This is a genomic window from Flavobacterium magnesitis, from assembly GCF_041729735.1.
GTDB classification, from domain to species: domain Bacteria; phylum Bacteroidota; class Bacteroidia; order Flavobacteriales; family Flavobacteriaceae; genus Flavobacterium; species Flavobacterium magnesitis.
This window is the reverse complement of record NZ_JBCFQK010000013.1, coordinates 46,674-71,264: the sequence shown is the minus strand read 5'-3', so window position 1 is coordinate 71,264 and position 24,591 is coordinate 46,674. Positions and strand designations below refer to the sequence as shown.

Below are 24,591 nucleotides of genomic sequence, written 5' to 3'. Positions count from 1 at the left end.
TGGGATGTGTAAGAGTTGGAAGTTAGGAGTTAGGTGTATGCACATAACCCATAACCCATAACCCATAACCCATAACTTTTAACTTAAAAAAATGAGCAAAGTTGTATTAATTACTGGAGGTTCTTCAGGAATAGGAAAATCTATTGGAGAATTTTTACATCATAAAGGTTTTATCGTTTATGGAACCAGCCGAAATCCGCAAACCGTTTTAAATTCGGTTTTTCCTTTAGTGGCTTTAGATGTTAGAAATGTAGAAAGCATTCAGGCTGCTGTTGCCCAAATAATTGCTACAACGGAAAGAATTGATGTAGTGATTAACAATGCAGGAGTAGGGATTACAGGACCTTTGGAAGAAATTCCAACTTCAGAAATTAAAAATAATTTCGAGACTAACTTTTTCGGACCCATTGAGGTTATGAAAGCGGTGTTGCCACAAATGCGCCAACAAAAATCAGGATTAATTATTAATGTTACTTCCATTGCGGGATACATGGGTTTGCCGTATAGAAGCGTTTATTCGGCATCGAAAGGTGCTTTAGAGTTAATTACTGAAGGTTTGAACATGGAAGTAAAATCTTTCGGAATCAATATTACCAATGTCGCTCCTGGCGATTTTGCTACTAATATTGCTTCGGGACGTTTTCATGCTCCTTTGATAAAAGGTTCGACTTATGAAGCTTCTTATGGTATGACATTGAAAATGATGGATCAACATGTGGATAGTGGAAGTAATCCAGATGATATGGCTGTAGCGGTTTATAACGTCATTCAGGCCAAGAATCCTAAAATCCATTACAAGGTGGGTGCGTTTATGCAAAAGTTCTCCATTGTATTAAAACGCATATTACCAGATAAAATTTATGAAAAAATGCTAATGAATCATTATAAGTTGTAAATTTGCAAGCGTTGAATAAATTTTAAGTGTTGAATAAACACTTTTTAAGAATAATCTAAAAACAATTAAATATATAAATTATGAAATTTTTTATTGACACGGCTAATTTAGCTCAAATTAAAGAAGCACAATCTTTAGGTGTATTAGATGGTGTAACTACAAACCCATCTTTAATGGCTAAAGAAGGAATCACAGGAAAAGATAACATCTTGAAACATTATGTTGACATTTGTAATCTTGTTGATGGTGATGTAAGTGCTGAGGTAAATGCTTTGGACTTTGAAGGAATGGTAAGAGAAGGTGAAGAATTAGCTGAATTGCACGAGCAAATCGTTGTTAAATTGCCTATGACTAAAGAAGGTGTTCAGGCTGCTAAATATTTTTCTGATAAAGGAATAAAAACTAACGTAACTTTAGTATTCTCTGCTGGTCAGGCTTTATTGGCTGCTAAAGCGGGTGCTACTTATGTTTCTCCATTCTTAGGAAGATTAGATGACGTTTCTACTGATGGATTGAACTTGATTCAGGAAATTAGAGATATCTATGATAATTATGGTTATGAAACTCAAATTCTTGCAGCTTCTATTCGTCACACTATGCATATTGTAAACTGTGCTAAAATTGGTGCAGACGTAATGACAGGACCACTTTCTGCAATTTACGGTTTGTTGAAACACCCATTAACAGATATCGGATTAGCTCAATTTATTGCTGATTTCGAAAAAGGAAACAAGTAATATTTACTTCTATCCCAATAAAAAAGTCCCGTTTGTAAATTCAGACGGGACTTTTTTTATGTTGTTTTCTTTTTTATTTTCTAACGAATGGAGGAAGTAATTTACTGGAGACTTCTCCAAAACCAATTCTAACCTGGCTGTTTTCGCAAAAGCCTTTTATGATAACTGTGTCGTTGTCATTGATAAATTTACGTTCGCTACCATCATTCAATTTTAGCGGTTTTTCGCCTCCCCAAGTCAATTCTAGCATCGAGCCATAGCTGTCTTCAGTAGGACCCGAAATCGCTCCAGAACCCATCATGTCACCTGAATTCACCCTGCAACCATTAGAAGTATGGTGTGTTAATTGCTGGTTCATAGTCCAATACATGTGTTTGAAATTGGATTTAGAAACGGTAGTTGGTTCAGCTTTTTCTGGCTGTATGCTAACTTCAAGATTGATATCAAAAGTATGTCTTCCTTTTTGTTGCAAATAAGGAAGTGGACTCGGATTTTGTTTTGGACTGGCTACTCTAAATGGCTCTAATGCATCCATCGTTACAATCCATGGCGAAATAGAAGTAGCAAAGTTCTTAGACAACAAAGGACCTAAAGGCATGTATTCCCATTTTTGAATGTCGCGAGCCGTCCAATCATTTAGTAAGACCATCCCGAAAATATAATCTTCGGCTTCGTTAATAGGAATCATTTCTCCCATGACATTAGCGTCTGTTGTGATAAAAGCCGTTTCTAATTCGAAATCAATCGAACGAGAAGCTCCAAAAACAGGCGTTAATCCTTCTGGAGGTAAGCTTTGCCCAATAGGTCGGTGAACCGGAATTCCTGAAGGAACAATTGTAGAACTTCTTCCGTGATACCCAATAGGCATTTGAGGCCAGTTAGGTAACAAGGCATTTTCTTCATTACGAATCATTTTTCCAATATTAGAAGCATGAATTTTACTGGAATAAAAATCAGTGTAATCGCCTATTAATACAGGTAATTGCATTTCTACTTCGTCAATTTTAAATATAAGAATGTCTTTATGAGCGGCATTATCGCGCAGTTTAGGATTGTTTTCGTCAAAAATATCTGCGATACGATTGCGAACTAAGCGCCATGTTTTTTTTCCATCAGAAATAAAATCATTCAAAGTATCTTGAATGAACATATCATCAGTTAATTCGATACCTGTAAAATATCCCAATTGCTGTAATGCACCTAAGTCAATAGCCGAATCACCAATGCGAGTTCCTACCGTTACTACATTTTCTTTAGTTAAGAAAACACCAAAAGGAATATTTTGGATCGGGAAATCACTATTTTCAGGAACTTCAATCCATGATTTTCTTTTTGTATCGTTGGCTAATATTGGCATATTTTGTTAATTTTTTGTTGAAAATTATATATCAAATATATCATAATCTAACTGTTTAGCAAACGTTTTTTTGTATTTTTGCGCTAAATTATTTAAAATCTAAAAAATGCAACGCGACAAACAAATTTTTGAACTTATTCTTGAGGAACAAGATAGACAGATACATGGCTTAGAACTTATTGCTTCTGAGAACTTTGTAAGTGATGAAGTAATAGAAGCTGCTGGTTCAGTTTTGACAAACAAATATGCAGAAGGATATCCTGGTAAAAGATACTATGGAGGTTGCGAAGTAGTAGATGTTATTGAGCAAATTGCAATTGATAGAGCTAAAGAATTGTTTGGTGCTGCGTATGCTAATGTTCAGCCACACTCTGGTTCTCAGGCTAATGCATCAGTGTTTCACGCTTGTTTGAAGCCTGGTGATAAAATTTTAGGTTTTGATTTATCTCACGGGGGTCACTTGACTCACGGTTCTCCAGTAAACTTTTCAGGACGTGTTTACAACCCGGTTTTCTACGGTGTTGAAAAAGAAACAGGTCGTTTGAACTATGATAAAATCCAGGAAATTGCAACTAAAGAGCAACCAAAATTAATCATCGCTGGAGCTTCGGCTTATTCTCGTGATATGGATTTTGAGCGTTTTAGAGTAATTGCTGATAGTGTAGGTGCAATTTTAATGGCTGATATTTCTCACCCAGCCGGTTTAATTGCTAAAGGATTAATGAATGATCCAATTCCTCACTGTCACATTGTAACTACTACAACTCACAAAACATTACGTGGGCCAAGAGGTGGTTTGATCTTGATGGGGAAAGATTTCGAAAATCCATGGGGATTAACTACTCCAAAAGGAGAAATCAGAATGATGTCTTCTTTATTAGACTTAGCTGTTTTTCCTGGAAACCAAGGTGGTCCATTAATGCACATTATCGCTGCTAAAGCGGTTGCTTTTGGTGAAGCTTTACAAGATGAGTTCTTTACTTACGCTCGTCAATTGCAAAAAAATGCTAATGCAATGGCAGATGCTTTTGTAAAAAGAGGATACGATATTATCTCTGGTGGTACTGATAACCACATGATGTTAATTGACTTAAGAAACAAAGGAATTTCTGGAAAAGAGGCTGAAAATGCTTTGGTAAAAGCCGAAATCACTGTAAATAAAAACATGGTTCCATTTGATGATAAATCGCCATTTGTAACTTCTGGTATCCGTGTAGGAACTGCTGCAGTTACAACTCGTGGTTTAGTTGAAGAAGATATGGAAACCATTGTTGCTATGATTGACAAAGTATTGACAAATCATACTAACGAAGATGTTATCGAAGAAGTAGCTGAAGAAGTAAACGAAATGATGAGCGAAAGAGCGATTTTTGTTTTCTAATTAAATAAGTTACCAAATTTTTAAAGTCGAAAGTCGAAAGTATAATTTTGACTTTCGACTTTTGCTTTTCAGGACTTTTAACCTTAAGACTAAAAACATGGGCGTATTACGATTGCAATTACCAACCGACCCAAGATGGGTGAATATTGTAGAGAAAAACATAGAGGAAATCCTGACCGATCATGCCTGGTGCGAGCAAAAAGCAGCGACGAATGCGATTACGATTATTACCAATAATTCAGAACACCAGGACTTGGTTAAAGATTTATTGGCTTTAGCCAAAGAAGAAATCGATCATTTCGAACAAGTGCATAACATCATCATCAAACGCGGATTGAAATTAGGTCGCGAGCGAAAAGACGATTATGTAAACGAATTGTACCAATACATGAAAAAAAGCGGAAATGGAAGCCGAGTTTCAGGTTTGGTCGAAAGGTTGTTGTTTTCGGCAATGATTGAAGCCAGAAGTTGTGAGCGTTTTAAAGTGCTTTCGGAAAATATTCAGGACGAAGAATTGGCTGTTTTTTACAGAGAATTAATGGAAAGCGAAGCAGGACATTACACTACTTTTATTACCTATGCACGAAAATATGGCGAAGGAATTGATGTAGAAAAACGTTGGAGAGAATGGCTGGAATTTGAAGAATCTATTATTTCGAATTATGGAAAAGGGGAAACCATTCACGGATAGTTTTTAGTGATCAGTATTCAGATTTTTAGTATTCAGTCTTAGTATGATTATATTGATTAGAATCGAAAAGTTAAATACTTCTTTGCGTAGTTTTTATCATGGTTAATATAACGTTGATAAGTCTCTTTTTTTATTGAATAATTCTCGGATAAAATTCATTACTTTTAAGAAAAACAAAAGTTATTTTCCAATAACCGACTAAAAAGTGATAATTATGCGAATAGAAACCGATCTAAAATTAGGCTTTAAAGATGTAATGATTAGACCCAAACGTTCTACATTAAAAAGTAGGGCTGAGGTTTCTTTAGAAAGGGAATTTAAGTTTTTGCACAGCACTACTAAGTGGAACGGTATTCCTATCATGGCAGCTAATATGGACACGGTAGGAACTTTTGAAATGGCTAGTGAATTAGCTAAACACAAACTATTTACAGCCATTCATAAGCATTATTCGGTTTCAGAATGGAGTGCATTTCTTGAAAATGTGGCTCCTGATTTTTATGATTACATAGCAGTTAGTACAGGAACTGGAAAAAACGATTTCAAAAAAGTAATCGAAATTATTACTGCTAATCCTTTATTGAAATTTATTTGTATTGATGTTGCCAATGGGTATTCGGAGCATTTTGTGAACTTCTTAAAACAAACCCGAAAACAATTTCCCGACAAAGTAATTATTGCAGGGAATGTAGTTACTGGCGAAATGGTAGAAGAATTACTTCTGGCAGGTGCCGATATTATAAAAGTAGGCATTGGACCGGGCTCGGTTTGTACTACCCGAATAAAAACAGGCGTGGGTTATCCGCAACTTTCGGCAATTATCGAATGTGCCGATGCCGCTCATGGACTAGGCGGACATATTATCAGTGATGGTGGTTGTACCACTCCGGGCGATGTAGCAAAAGCTTTTGGTGCAGGATCTGATTTTGTGATGTTGGGCGGAATGCTCGCCGGACATACTGAAAGTGGTGGAGAACTACTAGAAGTAAATGGTAAACAATACAAACAATTTTACGGCATGAGTTCGACCACAGCCATGAACAAACATGTAGGTGGCGTTGCCGAATACAGAGCAAGCGAAGGTAAAGCAGTTAAAATTCCGTTTAAAGGAGATGTTGTCAATACAGTTTGGGATATTTTAGGCGGTTTGCGCAGCAGCTGTACTTATGTGGGAGCTTCCCGACTGAAAGAATTGACTAAAAGAACCACTTTTATACGTGTCAGCGAACAAGAAAATAGAGTTTTTACTACCGAATAACCAATGATACGTATTGTTAAAGCTACCGTTGCCGATTTAAATAGTATTACCGAAATAGCCCATAAAACCTGGCCGCTTACCTGTGGCGAAATTTTATCTCAACCGCAATTAGAGTATATGCTCAATGCCTTTTATTCGGAAAGTGCTTTGCGAGCGAATTTAGAAAACGGACAGGAGTTTATTCTGGCTAAAGAAGCAGATACTGTTTTAGGTTTTGCTTCTTTCGAACATTATTATAAAGATAGAAATACTACAAAAATCCATAAAATTTACATTCTTCCAGAAACACAGGGAAAAGGAGTTGGGAAATTGTTAATTGAATCTATTACTCAATTTGCAAAAGAAAATGATTCTGCTACGCTTTTATTAAATGTCAACCGATTTAATAAGGCGTTGACTTTCTATCAAAAATTAGGTTTCAAAATCATTCAGGAAATTGATATTGAATTGGAACACGGTTATTTGATGGAAGATTATGTTATGGAGAAGGAGATTTGATTTTTAGGATTGTTATCACTACAAAAATAAACCCTTAAACAGCAATTGTTTAAGGGTCATTTTTTTGGGTTTGTTTAATGTTTTTTAAAAAGCATACTTACAACCTATTTGTATTTGATATGGATTTCCGGAAAGAGCTGGAAGTCCTGCATTGTTCACTCGGTAGTTGAATTGTTGTCTTGTGCTGTCAAATCCAGGAATTGCTTCTGTTGTTCCTGAGGCAGGTGTTCCTAAGGCATATAAAGACTGGCTTCCTAGTGATTTATTAACGCCCCATTCTTTGTTTAATAAATTGGCAACATTAAAGATGTCGGCTGTAAATTCTAGGAATTGCTTTTTGTGTATTGTTATTTTTTTAGTAATTCTAAGATCTACTAAACCGTAAAATTCATTGATTCCGCCGTTTCTTTCGGCAATTCTTCCCGAGTATTTGTTGATGTAATTCTTTAAACTTTGGCTGGCTTCTGGATTATCAAGTATGGTTTGCAAACCTGTTCTGATGTTTTGGGGAACTGTTGGATCATTTACATCAAAGATAAAAGCTAAATCATTTGATGAAGTAACAAAATCTGCATTTGTATTTCCTCCTGATAATAAGCTGTAACGTGTACCGCCTATACCAGAATAACGCACTCCTACATTAAAACCATAAAAACTAGGCAAAGTTCCATAAAAAACTACTTTGTGACGGAAGTGATTGTCTGAATAACTCATTTTACTCAAATCCCTTGGATCGTCTTGAACCGGTAAAACTAAAGTTGCTGTGTTGGCTACGTTTCCGTTGAACGAGGTGTTATCTTTAGTTTCATTCAAAGTATAACTAGCAGAAATTTCACCATCTTTAAAATAGCGATACGTTGCATCTACTACCATGGCAAATTGATTCACTTTACCTTCACTGTTTAATTCTAATACACGTCCTAGTTTATCACTAATTCTTCCTTGCATCCAGTCACCAGCTCCATTTGCTGGAATGGATGCTGCTGGAACATATACGCCACGGTTGCCTTCATTAGCTAGTCTAAAGAATGGATCTGCTACCATATTACGATCTACATACACATAGTTATTGCGTCCTAAAGTGGCATAACCAGCAATTCCAGCCTTTAATTTATCGGTAAAGAAATGAGAATAAGATACATTTGCTTTATACACAACAGGTACATCAGCATCTGTTCCAGTGTAATTTATCGTTGGTAACTGAAAAGCATCTAAAGTAGGGATGCTGGAATAGTTATTTCGGTAATCAATAAAATTAGGTAAAGGTACATTTGGCGATCTTACATCTACTGTAGCAGTATGATTTCCATCAAAATACAAGTTATTGATAATGGCATAATTGTTCAAATCAGAGGCGAAAATTCCAGCACCAAAACGAAGGTAATCTTTTTGTTTTTCATTGATATCCCAAGAAAATTGTACTCTTGGTTGCAAGATAGCCGACTGAAGTTTGTTGTCAGTGCGAATACCTAATTCGTCAAAAACTAATTGATTAAAACCAGCAGTTGGGTAAGTAGCGTAATCAAAACGTAGTCCTAATGTCATATCTAATCCTATACCAATTTTGGTTTGTAATTGACCATAAACACCAGCGTTTAAGATGTTTGAAATCACGGTTGGATCAGCTACTAAAGGTACTTCTCTGTAATAGCGATAGGGTGTAAAGTTGTCAAAATTAGCAACACTATTAAAATGAAAACGACCATTTACTTCGCTGCCATACAATGATTTAGCGTTAGTTTGCATCAGGTCAAAGCCAAAAGTGTATTTTACCTTATCTGTGTTGTAGTAGATGTTGTCCACAATTTGAAAAACATTATTCGTAAATTTTTCTTGTGCAAAGCGATGTCCTCCAATTTGAATATTTGTCGTTCTCACTGCACCGTTAATTGTAGAAGAAACATTTTCTACAATGGCTCGTGGAATGTTGTAAGAAGGCAATTGGTCTCCAGGATAACTGTCTTGAAAAGTATGTAAATGTTGTACTTTAAATTCATTGGTTACTCGTGCATTGACTTTTGTACGTAATGATGCTAAGATGCTATTATCAATATTCAAATCATTACCATAAGATTCGTACAAGGTAATAGGATTGTTGTCTTGCAGTCCTAATTTGTTGTTGTCATAAGTAAAATTATTACGTACGGTCAATAAATTATTGTCGTTAATTTGCCAGTCAATACGAGCAAAAGCGGCATCAGAATTTCTTTTTTTATCGAATGTTCCAAATTGTGGCGCACTAGAAACCCCGTACTTGTTACGAGCAATAGTTAAGAAATTATCCAATGTTGCCTGAGTCACATTAAATCGCAATTCATCATCTGGTGATTGAACATCAGCAATAATTAAAGGACGCATATCTTGTTGATGGTCCCAAGCGATAAAAAAGTGTAATTTATCTTTGATGATGGGACCTCCAAGAGTAAAACCATATTGAGTGGTTGAAAAATCATTTTGACGTTTGTTCCCTCTAATATCATACGGACTCGATAACCAATCGGCACGATTGTATGCAAATGCACTTCCTGAAAACTCATTCGTTCCTGATTTTGTTACAGCACTTACCGTACCACCACCACTTCGACCAAAACTTACGTCGTATTGATTTGTAACTACCTTAAATTCTCTAACTGCTTCTATAGAAATAGAGTAAGGGGCACCACTTCTGCTGGTTGTAGCTCCTGCCGAAGTAGGGTTTTTTGCGTTCATTCCATCTAATGTATAATTAGTAGAAGAAGCAAGCTGTCCTGAAATATTTCCACCTCTTGTTAATGGAGATAAATCCATTAAACTCGTAAAATTTCTTCCATTTACAGGCAGCGCATTGATCATTTTTGCCGAAACTGCGGTAGCAGATCCTAGGTATCCAGTCTTGTTTTTCAATCCACGACCAACTACTTCAACTACCTCTAAGTTTTTAACGTCGTTTTGCATGGCAATTTCTACGTTAATCAAATCGCCTTGATTTAGCGTGTAACCAGAGCGTTGTTGTTCTCCAAAACCCGGAGCTGTAACGCTAATTGTGTAAGGACCTCCTAAAGGAAGTTCTTTGAAGGTAAACACCCCTTTGAAATTGGATAAAGAATTGGTTTTGAATCCTGTTGATTCATTTTTAATTTGAACGCTTGCGTCTTTTAGCGGTTCTGAATTGTTTCCTAAAACCACACCTACTATCGAGGCTTGGGTGGTTTGAGCAACATTTATAGTGCTAACAAATAGGGTCAGTACTAAGGTAAACAATAATAATGGGAGTTGTTTCATGAATACTTTTTTTAGTTTTTTAGTGAGCACAAAGGAATTCACTAATTGAAAAAAGGCTGTTATTTTAATAATAACTGTAAAATACTTTTGTGTTAATCAAGTCTTAAAAAACACTGTTTTTAATCGGTTTTTTTAAGAAATTGTTAACCAAAATAGCTGCTTAACCCTTGGGTTTATTGAGGTAAATTAGTTTTAATTTAATCCGTGCTTAATATTTGATTCTGTGGCTTAGCCTATTTTTACAGGAAAAAATAAACGAATATTATGAAAATCAGTACACTATTATTAGCTGCAACAGCGGCTGTTTTTTTATCAAATTGTGGGTCAAATAAAATGCTCGTTTGTGGACACAGAGGCGCCATGGGGCATGAAACCGAAAATACCTTGGCTTCTATTTCTAAAGGAGTCGAACTAAAAGCGGATATGCTAGAAATTGATGTGTTTAAAATTAAAACAGGTGAAATGGTTGTTTTTCATGACGACAATTTAGATCGAATTACGAATGCTAAAGGTAAAATTGAAGACTATAGTTTTGAAGATTTAAGAAAAGTTCTTGTGGGAGGAAAACATCAGATACCTACACTACAAGAGGTAATCGAAACTATTGATAAAAGAGCAGTATTGAATATCGAATTGAAAGGAACTAATACCGCAACGGATACCTACCGAATTATAGAAGAATATAAGAAAAAAGGCTGGCGAAATAAAGATTTTTTTATTTCTAGTTTTCGAATAGCTGAATTGCAAAAAATGAGAGAATTAAGTTCTGAGATCGCCATTGGTTTACTGACTTACAAAGATCCTATTGAAACTATTATCAAAACAGCAACAGAATTACAAGCACAGGCAATCAACCCTTATTATAAAACCCTGACAGCCGAAAATGTTGCCATCATGAAAGCGAATAATTTTAAAATATATCCTTGGACTGTAAATGAAGCAGTAGATATTAAAAATTTACAAGCACTTAAAGTAAGCGGGATTATAACTGATTTTCCAGAAAGAATTACCAAATAAAAAGGGTGTTTTCTAGATTTAAAAAAAGTGGTTTACGATGGATGTAAATCACTTTTTTTGTTTTTAGACTACCGATGATAATTATTTTATCTTTTGTTTTAGATGATTTCCACCAATAATTTCTAGCTCGAAGCAATTTAATTTTCACGTTGCTAATTGGTGGTCTTTTTTTATGTTTTTGGCAATGGTTCGTAAGTCACCAAGTTTGGTGTTTTTCCCAGTAATTTGTATCAGTATATTTTCTGCTTTTGATGAAAGTTTTATTTTAATACAGTTATTTGTTTAACGTTTCGGGGCTTTGCGTTCGGGCGGGATTTAGAAACACAAAAAACGGATTTTTTACTAAAGTTCAATTAAAAAACTACTGTTGAATTTCTTACTTTAGCCTGCCTGACGCAAAACTCTTGTTAGCTATGGTTTTTATTTCACGTCCATTGTCATTGTTAGATTGTCAAAGTATTTCCCGTCTTGCTTAAAAAAATTTTTCATTATTCCATTTTCTTCAAATCCTAATTTGCGATACAATCCTAATCCTAATTCGTTGTCTGTGTAAACTTGAAGCCAAAGAAGCTCAATAATTGAATTTTCTTTTGCCCATTCAATTGCCAATTTTAATAATGCTGTTCCAAGACCAGAATTTCTCCATTCTTTAAGTATTCCCATTCCAATTACTGCTGTATGCTCCATTATCTTTCTTCGGTTGCCAGTTAAGTCAATATTCCCGATTATTTCATTGTCAAATTCAGCAATTAAAAGCAAAGAATTTTCGTTTGTCAAAAAATAATTAATCCATTCCTTTTCTTGTTCAATTGTCAGTTTGATTTCTTGTTCAAGTTTTGGAATGTAATCACTTTGTGGAACATAAGTTTTTATACAATTGAGCAACTTTTCCGCATCATTAATTTCTGCTTGTCTAATTGTTACAGTTTTTTGATTTTTTAGTGCTAATATTTGTGGTTTGAATTTTTGCATTGTTGTTGGTTAAAATCACATCTAACTAGTTTATAGGCGAAACAAACCTTCGTGTATACGCCCAAAATTGGATAGATTGGCGAAATGTTTGTTGTCGCTTTATTTTTTTGCTAATATATAAATAAATCTTACAAAAATAGTCTAATTCACTACTTCCGAAATCCTAAAACAACGTTCTTTTCCCAAATACAAAGGATTACCATGTTTTTCAGACCAAAAACCATCTAAAAGATCTTTAGACAAACAACGATAAACGGCAACACCTTTATAAATTTCAGCATCTTCGCCTTCATAATTAAAATTGATAACCAGAATATTATCTCTAAAAAATCCAGTGCCTGTTTGCAGTTGGTCCTTATTAATAATCCATTTGGCTTTGATTCTTTTGTTGCTGTCCAGTGTTAAAGAAAGTGTTCCTTTATAGTTGTTTTCTTCGGCATCTTGATTGCTTCCTATAATTTGAAAGTTACCTATCAGGTCTTCGATGTTCATTGCTTTTTGAAATTTATTGGGCACAAAAATAGTTGAAAATAGTTACCTAAAATTCGCAAATTATACCATTTAGAAATATAAAATAATCCAATCTTTTAACTCCCTCTCCTTTGGAGAGGGTCGGGGTGAGGTAAAACAAAAAACTGTTTTATATTTCTAAATGGTATTATTATTTGCTTTTATGTGCTCATTAAAATTTGCGGTTTAACTTTTTTATGTTTTTTCAGCTGTATGGGCAAAAGGCATAAAAAAATCGAAGTTTTAAGGCTTCGATTTTTAAGTAAAAATAATTAAAGTAAAATTGTGGGGGCTATTTAAAATGCTGAGATTAGTGTTCCAGAAAATTAATCAGATGTTCTCTATTGTCATAATAACTAGGATGTTCTAAAATTGCTTTTCTGTTTCTGGGTCTTTCGTAATTGATGTCTAGAATGTCACCAATTTGAGCTCTTGGACCAGAAGTCATCATAATTACTCGATCGGCAAGGAAAATGGATTCATCTACATCATGGGTAATCATGATTCCTGTTGTTTTCTCTTTGTTTAACACTTCTAATAAAACATCTTGCAATTCGCCTCTTGTCAATGAATCTAACATTCCAAAAGGTTCGTCTAGCAACAATATTTGGGGTTTTAGTGCCAAAGCTCTGGCAATTCCCACCCTTTGTTTCATTCCTTGCGAAAGATCTTTGGCTTTTTTGTCGAATGCACCGTCTAGTCCTACTTTGTTCAAATAGTATTTGCAAATATCCTGACGCTCTTTTTTACTGGCATAAGCAAAGACTTTATCTACACCCAAGGCTACATTTTCCAACGCAGACATCCAAGGCAATAAGCTAGGCGATTGAAAAATAATTCCTCTATCAGGACCTGGACCCGAAATAGGCGAACCGTTTAAAACAATTTGTCCTCCCGAAATAGGATTTAAACCTGCAATCATAGAAAGTAAGGTTGTTTTTCCACATCCTGAATGTCCAATAATGGAGACGAATTCGCCTTCTTTAATCTTTAAATTTAAATTTTCTAACACCACAAAATCACCTTTTGGAGTTGGGTAGATCTTAGTTAGGTTGTTTAATTCCAACATGTATTTTTCAAAACCTGCTGGATCGTGTGGTACTTGTCTTTTTTGTACTATCGTTTCTGTCATGATGTTCTTTCTTTAAAATAATTTTTTAACCATGTAAGTCCTGTAAGTTTTGTCTAATGAAAAACGCTCTTAATTGAATTGCATCGGTACTAAATCAGGCAATTCATAAGTGTTGACTTCTTGTCCTGCGGTTCTTTCGGCTCCAATTTCCATTAAGTATTCAATAATACCGCTTCTTAAAGTTTTAAAATTGGCGTTATGATTCAGCGCAATTTTGTTTCGCGGTCTTTCTATAGTAATGTCAAATTCAGGACCTAAAGTAGCTTTTGGACCTGGACGAAGCGGAATCACTCTGTCTGCCATAAAAACGCCTTCATCCACATCATTCGTAATCAATAAAGCGGTGCGTTTGTCTTCGCTCCAAATGTTTAAAATTTCTTCTTGCAAATTTCCTCTGGTCAACGCATCTAAAGCACCTAGTGGTTCATCCATTAAAATCAATTCGGGTCTCATGGCTAAGGTTCTGGCCACTGCTACTCTCTGGCGCATTCCTCCCGAAAGTTCTTTGGGTTTTTTATGAGAAGCATGAGAAAGATTTACTTTGGCAATAAAACTATTAACATGTTCCTCTACTTGTTTACTATTCCAGTCTTTAAAAACGGTTTTTACAGCCATGGCAACATTATCATAAACCGTTAACCAAGGAAGCAAAGAATAATTTTGAAAAATAATACCACGCTCGTGACTGGTTCCCTGAATGGGTTTTCCTTTGAATAATATTTGACCAGAATCCGGTTCAATTAATCCCGAAATCAAATTAACTAAGGTTGTTTTTCCACTTCCTGTAAATCCAACAATGGCAACAAATTCTCCTTCTTCAATTTTTAAATTGATATTTCTTAATACTTCGGTTTTGTTTTTTCCTTCGCCATAGGATTTACAAACATTTTTAAGTTCTAAATAAGCCATGATTTTTTTGTTTAAAGTTTCGTAGTTAAGTCCTTAGTTCTTAGTCCATAGTTTTTTACTACTAAGGACTTGGTACTAAATAACTTTAGTCATTGAAGGTTAGTAATTTTTGGAAAATCATCATGATTCGGTCTAGCATGAATCCGATGATACCAATTACAAACATGGCCACAATAATTTTCGAATTAGAATCGCTGGAACCATTTTGGAATTCTTCCCAAACAAAAGAACCTAATCCTGGGCTTTGTGCTAACAATTCGATAGCAATTAATACCATCCAGGCTACAGAAAGCGTAATTCTCAATCCAGTGAAAATCATTGGGAAAGAAGAAGGCAGGATAATTTTGAAAATTTTGCTATAGGTTCCTAATTGCAGTACTTTGGCAACATTGATATAATCCTTATCAACCGAAGCTACTCCAGCACTGGTATTCACTAAGGTGGCCCACATGGAACACAATCCCACACTGATGAAAGAGATAACAAATGATTTTTCGATATCTACATTGACTAAAATAGTTTTTACAATCATAGAAACTAACAATAACCAAACTACTGGTGACACGGGTTTGAATATTTGAACAATCCAGTTGAAAGAAGTTCGTAAAGTTTCGCTCAATCCTAACAAGATTCCCATAGGGATGGCAATGATTACCGATAATAAAAATCCTGCAAAAACGGTTTTTAAACTGGTTTTTATTTGATCTACAAATGAAGGTCTGCCAGTGTAAACAATTTCTGCTTCGCCGTTAGCAAGGCGTTCTTCATTTACAGTGGAATATTGTTGGATAAAATCCTTTTTTTTAGCTGATAGGATTAAATGATCGTCCCATAATTTTCCTAAAGCAGCCACCACCATTAATGGCGAAGGTAAAGAATTGGGTCTGCAGCTAATGTCGCCGGAAGCAATACACTCTTCCAGTTTTTTAGCCGCTTCAGGACCTTGGTCTTTAAGTGCTTTTTCAATTTTTATTTCTGATTCAACATTGTTTAAATAATTCGAAAATGATTGCCACAAAAAAATAAATAAAAGAACAGATAATAATGGAATAAAGATTTTTTTGAAACTTTCTTTGGCATTTTTTTTCACTTCTTCACCTGTAGCTAATCGAATGAGTGGTTCTAAATAACCCAATCCCATAAATTTCACCGTTTTTATTGTTAATGTCTTCATAGTGCTTTTTATTTAAAGATGTTGATTTAAAAGAGATTAAAAGAGTATGATTTCGTAAAATCCTTTTTAAGCTTTTTTAAAAAGAAATAATGTATTTGAGTTTTTAATTTCTAGTAACTCGTTTTATAATTTTTTTTTTGTAAAGTAGAGGATGTTTTTAAGTGCATCCTCTACTTTTTATTTTAATTAGTTTTTGTTACCAATTTTCATGCTTTTGATGTAATCCAATGGTTTTTTACCATCATAAGTCAATCCATCAATAAATTCATTGGTTGCAGGTTTATAACCATCTGTTGTAGGAATATCAGCCTGGTCTAAGTTTCCTTCTTTTACCAATAATTCAGCTGCTTTAGTCCAGATTTCTGGTTTGTATACTTCTTTAATTTTAGAGGCATACCATTCAGCTGGTTGTGCTTCTGTAATTTGTCCCCAACGTCTCATTTGAGTCATGTACCAAATTCCGTCAGAATAGAAAGGATACGTAGCGTTGTATTTAAAGAATACGTTAAAATCTGGTTCGTCACGTTTGTCTCCTTTTTCATATTCAAATGTTCCTGTCATAGAGTTTTTCAATACATTTTCGTCAGCTCCTACATAAGCTGGGCTAGACAATATTTTTACTGCTTCATCTCTGTTTTTTGGATCGTCTAACCATTTTCCAGCTCTAATTAAAGCTTTAGTGATAGCAATTGCTGTATTTGGGTTTTTCTTGATAAAAGCTTCGGTCATTACAAATACTTTTTCTGGGTGATTTTTCCAGATATCACTACTGGTAATTACAGGAACTCCAATTCCTTTGCTTACCGCTTGTTGGTTCCAAGGTTCACCTACACAGTATCCGTTGATAGTTCCTGCTTCAAGCGTAGCTGGCATTTGTGGAGGAGGAGTTACAGAAAGCAATATGTCTGAATTAATGTTTCCTTGTACATTATCTTTTGTGTATTGTCCTGGGTTGATTCCTCCAGCTGCCAACCAATATCTTAATTGGTAGTTGTGTGTAGAAACTGGGAATACCGTACCCATTTTGAATGTTTTATTTGCGTTTTTGTATTCTTTGATAGCTGGTAGTAAAGTGCTAGCGCTAATTGGATGAATTGGTTTTCCGTCTTTTAATGGAATTCCGGGTTTCATTTTTGACCAAACATCATTAGAAACAGTAATGGCATTTCCATTCAAATCCATAGAAAAAGTAGTAACTAATTTAGCTTGTCTTCCAAAACCTACTGCAGCAGCAATGGGTTGTCCCGCTAGCATATGCGAACCATCAATTTGTTCATCAATCACACGGTCTAACACATTTTTCCAGTTGGATTGCGCTTCAAGAGTTACAAATAAACCTTCGTCTTCAAAGAATCCTTTTTCTTTGGCTATAGCCAATGGAGCCATATCGGTTAATTTGATAAAACCCAAAGTAACCTGTGGTTTCTCTAATGTTAATTTTTCTGTTGTTGAAGTGGTTGCTGTAGTTGTTCCAGCTTCTTTTTTAGTTTCGTTTTTACAACTAACAACACTTAATGTTGCTAGAACGATCATCGATAATTGTAATGCTATTTTTTTCATCTGAAATGTTCTTAAGTGATTACTTTTATTATTTTTTAGTCGAGAATATTTGTGGGTTGATGTTTACCATTAGATAAGCCCAGTTGTTGGTTGTATCTTTTAATCCAGTTCCTCCTTTTAGTGCCACCATAGTTTCTGAGGCAAACATTTGAGAGTAACCAGCAATCAGCGTAATGTCTTTAGCAGCTTTATAAACTGCCGTTACATCAACCTCAGTTCCTAAGTAAGAATCTTGTTCCACTGCTCCAGAAAATACTTTATTAGGTGCATAAAATAAGTGCGGTGCTACTGAAAGATTTACTTTTTTGATAGGGAAATCTAATTTTAGAGTTACATCTTGTAAACCCACTGAGTTGGCGTGGTTTCCTACGTAGAAGTAGTCCATAAAACCATTGAAAGCATGGTTGGTACCAAATAAAGGATTGAACGATTTTACCATTGTTGACGTTGAATATTGATCTTTTCCGGATAAAAACTCATAGCCCAAAGTAGCTTTGAATTTAGGCGAAAAAGCATATCCTAAGTTAGCTGCTGTTTCCCAAGCCGAAACTTCGTTTGGACCTATTTTCCCCGTTTGTCCGTAGAAACTGAAATCAAAAGTTACTTTTTTACCTGCGTAATTAGTATAAGTTCCAAAAGTTTGAGAATAATTGGTTTCTATTTCTAAAGGCGCTTTTAGGTATTCTCTTCCTAGATTTAATGCTAATAAACTAACATTTAATTTTTTGATGCTCGTATGATACCAGGCATATTGCATGTCTTTAAAATCAGTTGCAAATGGAGTAGAAGGAGCTACTTTTCCTTCTGAATCAGCATTTAAGGCAAAACCCAAGTCCAATTGGTCTTTTGCTCCTTTGTATTTGATTAAAGCGGCATCAAAACTACGTCCTTGATTTGCCCAATCTAATCCTCCAATGATTCTTTGGTTATCATAAGAAATCAGTTGACGACCTATTTTAGTACTCCATTTATTAGTGAAATTGTATTGTGCCCAACCTTCATACAATGCCAATCCGTTTTTGTCTGTAGAAATGTTTCCAAGCGTATTCACATTTCCCCAGGTACGTACATTTTGCAACGCTACTTTTACTTTTAATTTCTCATCACCATAGTTCAAATTAACTCTTGAACGTTGTCCTATAAATGAAGTATGACTAGTAGTAGGAGTTAGTAAAGTTCCAAAACCGTTGGTGTATTCGTATCGGGGTCTGATTTGAATATCCGAACTGAATTCCTGTGCCATTGCTCCAGTACCTACAAATCCTATTACTGATAAAGAAAGTGTTTTAAGTAATTTCATAATCGTTGATTTTAAAGTTTGTTTTTGTTTAATTATTACATTGCAAACATACTTACGTAATTGTACTTACGTGTAACGTCTAGCGCAACAAAAACAAGCTTTTTAAACCAACTTTATTTGTTTTATATAACAATTAAAAATAGGTGTAAAAACATAAAAATGAATTAATGTGTTTATTTTGAGTATTTTAAAAACACGCATACGTACTAAGTAGTATTTTTAAAATACTCAAAATCTAGTAGTGGTACGTAGAATTGAAGTTTTTAATTTCTTTTTTGTTCTTTTTTTGGAGAGGGTCGGGGTGAGGTAAAAGCAAAAAAAAGCCCGATATCATATCGAGCTTTAGTTGTTATAAAATAAATTGAAACGGATTAAATTATTTTACTGGTACATTTTAAAATAATAATCAGCAGAATGTTTTCCGCTTCCATAAAACAAGAAAAACAAACAAATAGCCAAAGTAGCTAATGCAAGCAACAAACTTTCAGAGTGCATTTCGCCCATGAAATTAACTAAAACAGCACCTATTAGAATAGGCAATTGTGCAATAATAGCCCAACGGGTTAGTAAACCAAAAGCAATCATTATTCCTCCAATCAGGTGTGCAGGAGTAATGTAATGGATCAGGAACATTCCTCCTCCAATGTTGTCAATAGGAGAAATCAAATCAACTAAATATGGAATATTAGTGATAAAATAAACTCCTTTTACGAATAAAAACACGCCTAGTGCAATTCGTACCAAATCTAAGGTAAAATAAGTGTGCGTATTGGCCCATTTATTTAATTCTTTTACATTGTTCATATTGCTGTATTTTTAAAAATGGCACTACTAAGGTAGTGATTTTTAGAAGAATAGTAGTAAAAATGACACTGGAAATTTCAATAGCAATGACAATGAGAATTTCAATTTTTAAAATAAAATCAACTAGATTTATTGCTGATTTTGATTCAAAATCCAATCCAGTTCGGGGTCTTTACCTTGAATTTTATCTTCTAAAGATGGCTGAATCAAAACGTCTGGAAAAATGCCGTGACCAAGCACTTCCGTTTGATAATAAGGCGTAACATTCATAATCCCGATTCTCACTTTTAGTTTGGAATGAGGTAATTGTAGTATTGGCATAAATCCTGCAACGGTACCGTTATAATCGCCACCTGTTTCTTCGCCCACAAATGTTGCTCTTTTAGATCCTTTTAAATTAGAAGAAATGATACTCGAAGCCGAAAAACTTCCTCCATTAATCAAAACATACAGTTTTCCGTCAAACGCATTTTTTTTGATTTGCTGAGGTTTGGTTTCGGTAGCAAAATAATTTATACCGTTTTTATCTTTACGAACATTTAATAGCAAATAGCCATAAACAAAAGGTGAAAATACCGCTTTGATGGCTTTTACCCCAACAGAACCTTTGTTGAAGTAAGCGCCTTCAAACAAACTCGCTCTGGAAACTACTTCCGATTTTTTCAAAAATACAAATGTCGAATCGGCAAGGTAGCTGTACAAATGAACAATTTCGCTCAGATGTCCGCCGCCGTTATTTCTTAAATCGATAATCAGCGTTTTGGTATTTCGTTTTTTAATTTCGGCAAAACTTTCTTTGTAGAATTTTCTAAAATTCCCTTTTTTAAAAGCTCTGATTTTTAAAATTGCAATACTGCTGTCTTTGGGCGAAAAGCGCAGTTCTCTAATAAACGTTTTGGTAGTTTTATCGAAACCGTTAATTCGTTTTTTCTTTTTTAATTGTCTCTGTTTGGCTTTGTCAATAGGCATGTTTTTTTCAACAATCTTTTTTGTTTTTTCTTTAAGACTATCTTCTTTGTGTCGTTTTATCGTTACCAATTTTATACTGTCTTTTGACTTAAAAGCGTAATTTAGGCTGTCTTTGATACTATTTTCGATAGTGAAAGCACTAATAAATCTTTTGGCTAGATTTTGCTTTTTTAAAGTAGTATTAAATCCATCCGAACTGTAATACTGATTGTATTCCTGAACAAGATCCAAAGGTTTTATGCCATTTACCGAAAGAACTTCGGTTCCTGCTGTAATCGATTTGTTATATGATTTATTCTTAGTAACATACAATTTATCATTATCAAATGAAAAATTAAATTGCGAAAAAGGTCCCGTTCCTTTTTTAATGTAGGCTTTGGTTTCTTTTTTCGAAAACTTCTTTTCGGGAGCCAATACATAACTGTGTCCTTGTCTTATGGAAGCCACAACAGGACTGATTTTTTTATAAAATTGGAGTGGAGTTAAAGGAGTATTGATGGTAGTTTTTAAACTATCAAATTTATAGTCCAGACTTTCTTTGCTAATGTAATAATAGAGTTTAGGATGTAGTTTTTGAAACTTTTTATGGGTAAAATCTACATCTTTTTTTAAGTTCTTCAACCGAAATTAATTGCTGTAAATGTTCGTTGTCTTTTTTCAGCGTACTGCATTGGGCGAAGAAAATAATAAAAAGAATCAGCAATATTCTTTTTTCTAAAATACGAATTGGAATCATTTACTTCGAATTGGAATTGAATATGATTTTAAGTGTTTTAATTCCAGATTTCGTTAGCAGTAGTCAGAATCACTGGAGCATCATCGGTTATCAATATGGTATGTTCATGCTGGGTGACATAACCTCCTTTGTTTCCTACCAAAGTCCAGCCGTCATTCAATCCAACAGCTATTGTCGAATGGGTTGAAATGAAAGTTTCAATGGCTACCGTAGTATTTTTTTTAAATCGCTCCTGATTTGATTTTACTCTGTAGTTCAAAATATTTTCTGGTTTTTCATGTAAACTTCTGCCTACGCCATGACCAGCCAAATTTTTAATGACTTTATAACCGGATTTTCTAGCTTCGGTTTCTATTAAATAACCAATTTCAGCAATCTTAACACCGCCTTTGATATTTTGAATTGCTTTTTGTAAAATTTGTTTGGAAGCATCCACAAGCGGTTGGTGATGGTGAATGTCTTTCCCAATAATAAAAGAACCACCATTATCTGACCAAAAACCATTGAGTTCAGCAGAAACATCAATATTAATTAAGTCGCCTTCTTTTAATATTTTTTTCTCTGATGGAATTCCGTGAGCCGCTTCTTTGTTAACACTAATACAAGAATAACCGGGGAATTTATAGGTTTCATAAGGAGCTGATTTGGCGCCATAACTTTTTAAAATACTACCTCCGTATTCATCTAATTCCTTAGTTGATATACCTGCTTTGGCATATTCTCTCATTAGTTTTAGTGTTATTCCAACAACTTCACTAATCTTTTTCATTCCAATTAATTCGGATTCTGTTGTTATTGACATTTTAATATTTTTTAAATTAGAAAATGTTTAATTCTTCTAAATATTACTTTTGAAGGAGCTAAAATCAGACAAGTTTCTTTTGCATACTAGCGGCCAAAATTCCATGCATAAATACCGAAAGTACAATGATAACAGTAGTTACGTGAATCAGTTCGTACGCATTTGGAAAAGTAACTTTGTCAAAGGCATACATCATGTAAAATAGTGAACCAACACCGCGAATACCATAAAAGGACAATGCAAATTTTTCAAAAGTAGATAAATCTGTTTTATATAAAGCAATCCACCCACTTAGCGGTCTAATGAAAAGTAATACCGTTAACGCAGTAGCAATAATCATTAAATCCAAGAGTTCATTGATGGAAACGTAAACGTAAATGCCAACGAAGATAAATAGAAAAGCAACAAAAATACGTTCAATTTCCTCCGTAAAATCGTGGAGTGTGTCCATGTGTTGGATTTGATCTTCCTGATTACTAAAAGTACAAGCCGCAATAAAAACCGCAATAAATCCGTAACCGCCTAATAGTTCCGTGAGACCATAAGGCAAAAGAGTAATTGCAAGCGATAGAATTCCCCGACTTATATTAGAATGATGGCTTTCATCTGTAATTTTAAATATCAGTTTATACAAAAACCATCCTGCAAGAAATCCAATTATTGTTCCCGCCGCAATCTTATAAAGTACTTCAATATAAAACCATTCGCCAATCCATTGACTGTAATCCAAACCATTTTTAGCCAGATATATAGCGAAGTAAGTAAACGGGAACGCTAGTCCATCATTTAATCCTGCTTCTGAAGTCAAACCCAACCGAATCTTTGATAAATCTTTTTTGCTTGGACGGCTCGTTTGAAGTTCGGATGCTAACACAGGATCAGTAGGCGAAATTAGTGCGCCAAACAATACTGCGGCTGCGGGAGCTAAACTTAGCAGCCACCAACCTAAATATGCCGCGCCAATGATAGTAAGCGGCATGGTTATTAAAAGTAATCTAAAGGAGTATTTCCAGGTTTGCCATGAGAATGGCTTTTTGATTTTTAACCCTGCATTAGTCAACGCAATGATTAAAACAAATTCCGAAATGTGTCTTATAGCATTGGTATGTTGCATGATGTCAAAATTTCCATATTTACCTCCTGCAAAAGCAATACCTATCCCTATTAGAAGATAAATAATAGCTGGCGTTAGGTATTTTTTTTGGAAAATATTCGGAATCAAGGCAGCTAGCAACGTAATAATTCCCGCAGCCAGCAGATAATAATTGTAAGATTCTAAGGAAAATAGTTGTGTCATTGTAATTTACATAAGATTACAAAGTTAAACATCGCTGGATGAACACCAAGCTATTTTTTCTATTTTGGCAATTGATGGTATTGATAACACTTTGGGTTTTGGAGATTCGGAGGGAGTTGAAGTACGTGCTAAAGTTCAATTGAAAAATTGCTGTTTAATTTTGTACTTCAGCCCAGCTCACGCAAAAACTCTTGCTAGCGGTTCGACTTTTTGATTTGTCAGTCCATTGGTGTGCAAATTTCGATTAGAAAACCATCAAGGTCTCTCAAATAGGCAACAATTTGTCCCCATGGTTTTGTTTTCGGATTTTCAACAATTGTCGCACCTGCTTTTATAGCTATCGAAACGGTCTCTTCTACATTTTCAGTTGTAAAACCAATTTCAATTCCAAACGGTTTGGCTGCCAAATTACTTTCTGTAAAACCTTCTTTCAAGTTTGACTTGGCTAATATTGTTGAAGCAAACGAAAGTGTCGTTTCGCCCACTAAAAGTTCTCCATAGTCATTGTCAGGTGATATAAATTTTCTTTTAAAGCCAAAAGCATTTTCATAAAACTCAACAGCTTTTGTCACGTCTTGAACGTATAGTATGGTGTAAGCAAATTTTATCATCGTGTCAGTCGTTTTTTATTTATTTAATGATGTCAAAAATCAATTTCAATTTTCAAATATAATTTCATCATTAAATTTTACGTTAGAAAAAGATATAAAAAATCCGACTTGTTTATACAAATCGGATTAATTATTTAATTATTCTACACCAATTTCATTTATGCTGTCGATTTGGTTTTTAGGATCCTCACCATATTCATTAGTTCCATAATCACCATCAGTACATGCTAATATAAGATTGTAAATAGGAATTATATAGTACCATCCACTTTTTCCTACATCATGCATACGTCTAACCCCTACGGCTAATGAAGGAATAAACATAGCTAAAGAATAAGCTAGCTGGACAAATGAAAAATAAGGAAATTCTAGCATTATCAGATTAAAGATGATATTGATAATTGTATTTACCAATGCAAAATACCAAAACTCACTTCTACGTGCTCTCCCGTTAAAATTTGCGTAATTTTCAAAAACTACTTTTTTATACCATTCAAACATAATTTGTAATTTAATTGTTATAGATTAGGTTAAAACTTGTTAATATTGCTCTAAAATAATTAAAATTTATTTTACTTGCCAAAAAATACTACAATAATATTTTTAAAAAATAAATTTAGTTCAGATAAACTAGATTTTAAGTCAAGAATTCGCTTTGTTTTTACCAAAAAGGATTCGTTTTTTATCTGAAATCTCGCAGTGAATTATCTTTATATAAAT

At 34.4% G+C, this 24,591-nt stretch carries 22 protein-coding genes; 7 read left to right on the top strand and 15 right to left on the bottom strand.

Going from position 1 to position 24,591, the window contains the following annotated elements:
* Positions 1-91 precede the first annotated feature (91 nt).
* Together AAGV33_RS10290 and fsa are read left to right on the top strand one after the other, a co-directional pair.
* Positions 92-895, top strand: a complete 804-nt coding sequence (locus AAGV33_RS10290; RefSeq protein WP_373391936.1) for an SDR family oxidoreductase — start codon at positions 92-94, stop codon at positions 893-895.
* An 80-nt stretch (positions 896-975) separates the two neighbouring features.
* A complete protein-coding gene (fsa, locus tag AAGV33_RS10285) occupies positions 976-1,632 on the top strand; it encodes a fructose-6-phosphate aldolase (RefSeq protein WP_373391935.1) in 657 nt (218 codons plus the stop codon).
* Positions 1,633-1,705: 73 nt separating this feature from the next.
* On the opposite strand, the gene fahA is transcribed toward fsa, so the two are convergent.
* A complete protein-coding gene (fahA, locus tag AAGV33_RS10280; RefSeq protein ID WP_373391934.1) occupies positions 1,706-2,989 on the bottom strand; it encodes a fumarylacetoacetase in 1,284 nt (427 codons plus the stop codon).
* Positions 2,990-3,095: 106 nt separating this feature from the next.
* Between fahA and glyA the strand changes: the two genes are divergently transcribed.
* From glyA to AAGV33_RS10260, 4 genes are all read left to right on the top strand, one after another.
* Positions 3,096-4,370 carry a serine hydroxymethyltransferase gene (gene glyA, locus AAGV33_RS10275; RefSeq protein WP_373391933.1) on the top strand — a complete coding sequence of 425 codons (1,275 nt, stop codon included), beginning with the start codon at positions 3,096-3,098 and terminating at the stop codon, positions 4,368-4,370.
* Between the two features lie 97 nt (positions 4,371-4,467).
* Positions 4,468-5,061 (top strand): MiaE family protein, encoded by a 594-nt coding sequence (locus tag AAGV33_RS10270; RefSeq protein WP_373391932.1) that lies wholly within the window; start codon positions 4,468-4,470, stop codon positions 5,059-5,061.
* Between the two features lie 214 nt (positions 5,062-5,275).
* Positions 5,276-6,319, top strand: coding sequence for a GMP reductase (gene guaC, locus AAGV33_RS10265; protein ID WP_373391931.1), 1,044 nt, complete (start codon positions 5,276-5,278; stop codon positions 6,317-6,319).
* 3 nt (positions 6,320-6,322) lie between these two features.
* The gene (locus tag AAGV33_RS10260; protein WP_373391930.1) at positions 6,323-6,817 is read left to right on the top strand and encodes a GNAT family N-acetyltransferase; all 495 of its coding nucleotides are present in this window, start codon (positions 6,323-6,325) and stop codon (positions 6,815-6,817) included.
* An 84-nt stretch (positions 6,818-6,901) separates the two neighbouring features.
* Here the strand turns inward: AAGV33_RS10260 and AAGV33_RS10255 are convergent, their stop codons facing one another.
* The gene (locus tag AAGV33_RS10255) at positions 6,902-10,078 is read right to left on the bottom strand and encodes a TonB-dependent receptor (RefSeq protein ID WP_373391929.1); all 3,177 of its coding nucleotides are present in this window, start codon (positions 10,076-10,078) and stop codon (positions 6,902-6,904) included.
* Between the two features lie 264 nt (positions 10,079-10,342).
* On the opposite strand from AAGV33_RS10255, the gene AAGV33_RS10250 reads away from it, so the two are divergent.
* A complete protein-coding gene (locus tag AAGV33_RS10250) occupies positions 10,343-11,095 on the top strand; it encodes a glycerophosphodiester phosphodiesterase (RefSeq protein WP_373391928.1) in 753 nt (250 codons plus the stop codon).
* Positions 11,096-11,515: 420 nt separating this feature from the next.
* On the opposite strand, the gene AAGV33_RS10245 is transcribed toward AAGV33_RS10250, so the two are convergent.
* The 13 genes from AAGV33_RS10245 to AAGV33_RS10185 form a co-directional block, all read right to left on the bottom strand.
* Positions 11,516-12,067 (bottom strand): GNAT family N-acetyltransferase, encoded by a 552-nt coding sequence (locus AAGV33_RS10245; RefSeq protein ID WP_373391927.1) that lies wholly within the window; start codon positions 12,065-12,067, stop codon positions 11,516-11,518.
* 141 nt (positions 12,068-12,208) lie between these two features.
* Entirely contained in the window at positions 12,209-12,559 is a 351-nt protein-coding gene (locus tag AAGV33_RS10240) for a hypothetical protein (protein ID WP_373391926.1), read from the bottom strand.
* 328 nt (positions 12,560-12,887) lie between these two features.
* Positions 12,888-13,646 (bottom strand): ABC transporter ATP-binding protein, encoded by a 759-nt coding sequence (locus tag AAGV33_RS10235; RefSeq protein WP_373391972.1) that lies wholly within the window; start codon positions 13,644-13,646, stop codon positions 12,888-12,890.
* Positions 13,647-13,778: 132 nt separating this feature from the next.
* Positions 13,779-14,618, bottom strand: a complete 840-nt coding sequence (locus AAGV33_RS10230) for an ABC transporter ATP-binding protein (protein WP_373391925.1) — start codon at positions 14,616-14,618, stop codon at positions 13,779-13,781.
* An 85-nt stretch (positions 14,619-14,703) separates the two neighbouring features.
* Positions 14,704-15,792: an ABC transporter permease gene (locus AAGV33_RS10225; protein WP_373391924.1), complete on the bottom strand. Its 1,089-nt coding sequence runs from the start codon at positions 15,790-15,792 to the stop codon at positions 14,704-14,706.
* 186 nt (positions 15,793-15,978) lie between these two features.
* On the bottom strand, positions 15,979-17,352 hold the full coding sequence (locus AAGV33_RS10220; RefSeq protein ID WP_373391922.1) for a CmpA/NrtA family ABC transporter substrate-binding protein: 1,374 nt from the start codon (positions 17,350-17,352) through the stop codon (positions 15,979-15,981).
* A 28-nt stretch (positions 17,353-17,380) separates the two neighbouring features.
* Entirely contained in the window at positions 17,381-18,652 is a 1,272-nt protein-coding gene (locus AAGV33_RS10215) for an alginate export family protein (RefSeq protein ID WP_373391921.1), read from the bottom strand.
* Positions 18,653-19,033: 381 nt separating this feature from the next.
* Entirely contained in the window at positions 19,034-19,456 is a 423-nt protein-coding gene (locus AAGV33_RS10210) for a DoxX family protein (protein WP_373391919.1), read from the bottom strand.
* 129 nt (positions 19,457-19,585) lie between these two features.
* Positions 19,586-21,046: a S41 family peptidase gene (locus AAGV33_RS10205; protein ID WP_373391917.1), complete on the bottom strand. Its 1,461-nt coding sequence runs from the start codon at positions 21,044-21,046 to the stop codon at positions 19,586-19,588.
* A gap of 152 nt (positions 21,047-21,198) precedes the next feature.
* On the bottom strand, positions 21,199-21,963 hold the full coding sequence (gene map, locus AAGV33_RS10200) for a type I methionyl aminopeptidase (protein WP_373391915.1): 765 nt from the start codon (positions 21,961-21,963) through the stop codon (positions 21,199-21,201).
* 64 nt (positions 21,964-22,027) lie between these two features.
* The gene (locus tag AAGV33_RS10195) at positions 22,028-23,260 is read right to left on the bottom strand and encodes a cation:proton antiporter (protein ID WP_373391913.1); all 1,233 of its coding nucleotides are present in this window, start codon (positions 23,258-23,260) and stop codon (positions 22,028-22,030) included.
* Positions 23,261-23,478: 218 nt separating this feature from the next.
* Complete coding sequence (locus tag AAGV33_RS10190; protein ID WP_373391911.1) at positions 23,479-23,871, bottom strand: VOC family protein; 393 nt, start codon at positions 23,869-23,871, stop codon at positions 23,479-23,481.
* 138 nt (positions 23,872-24,009) lie between these two features.
* Positions 24,010-24,372, bottom strand: coding sequence for a DUF805 domain-containing protein (locus AAGV33_RS10185; protein WP_373391910.1), 363 nt, complete (start codon positions 24,370-24,372; stop codon positions 24,010-24,012).
* Positions 24,373-24,591: the final 219 nt, after the last annotated feature.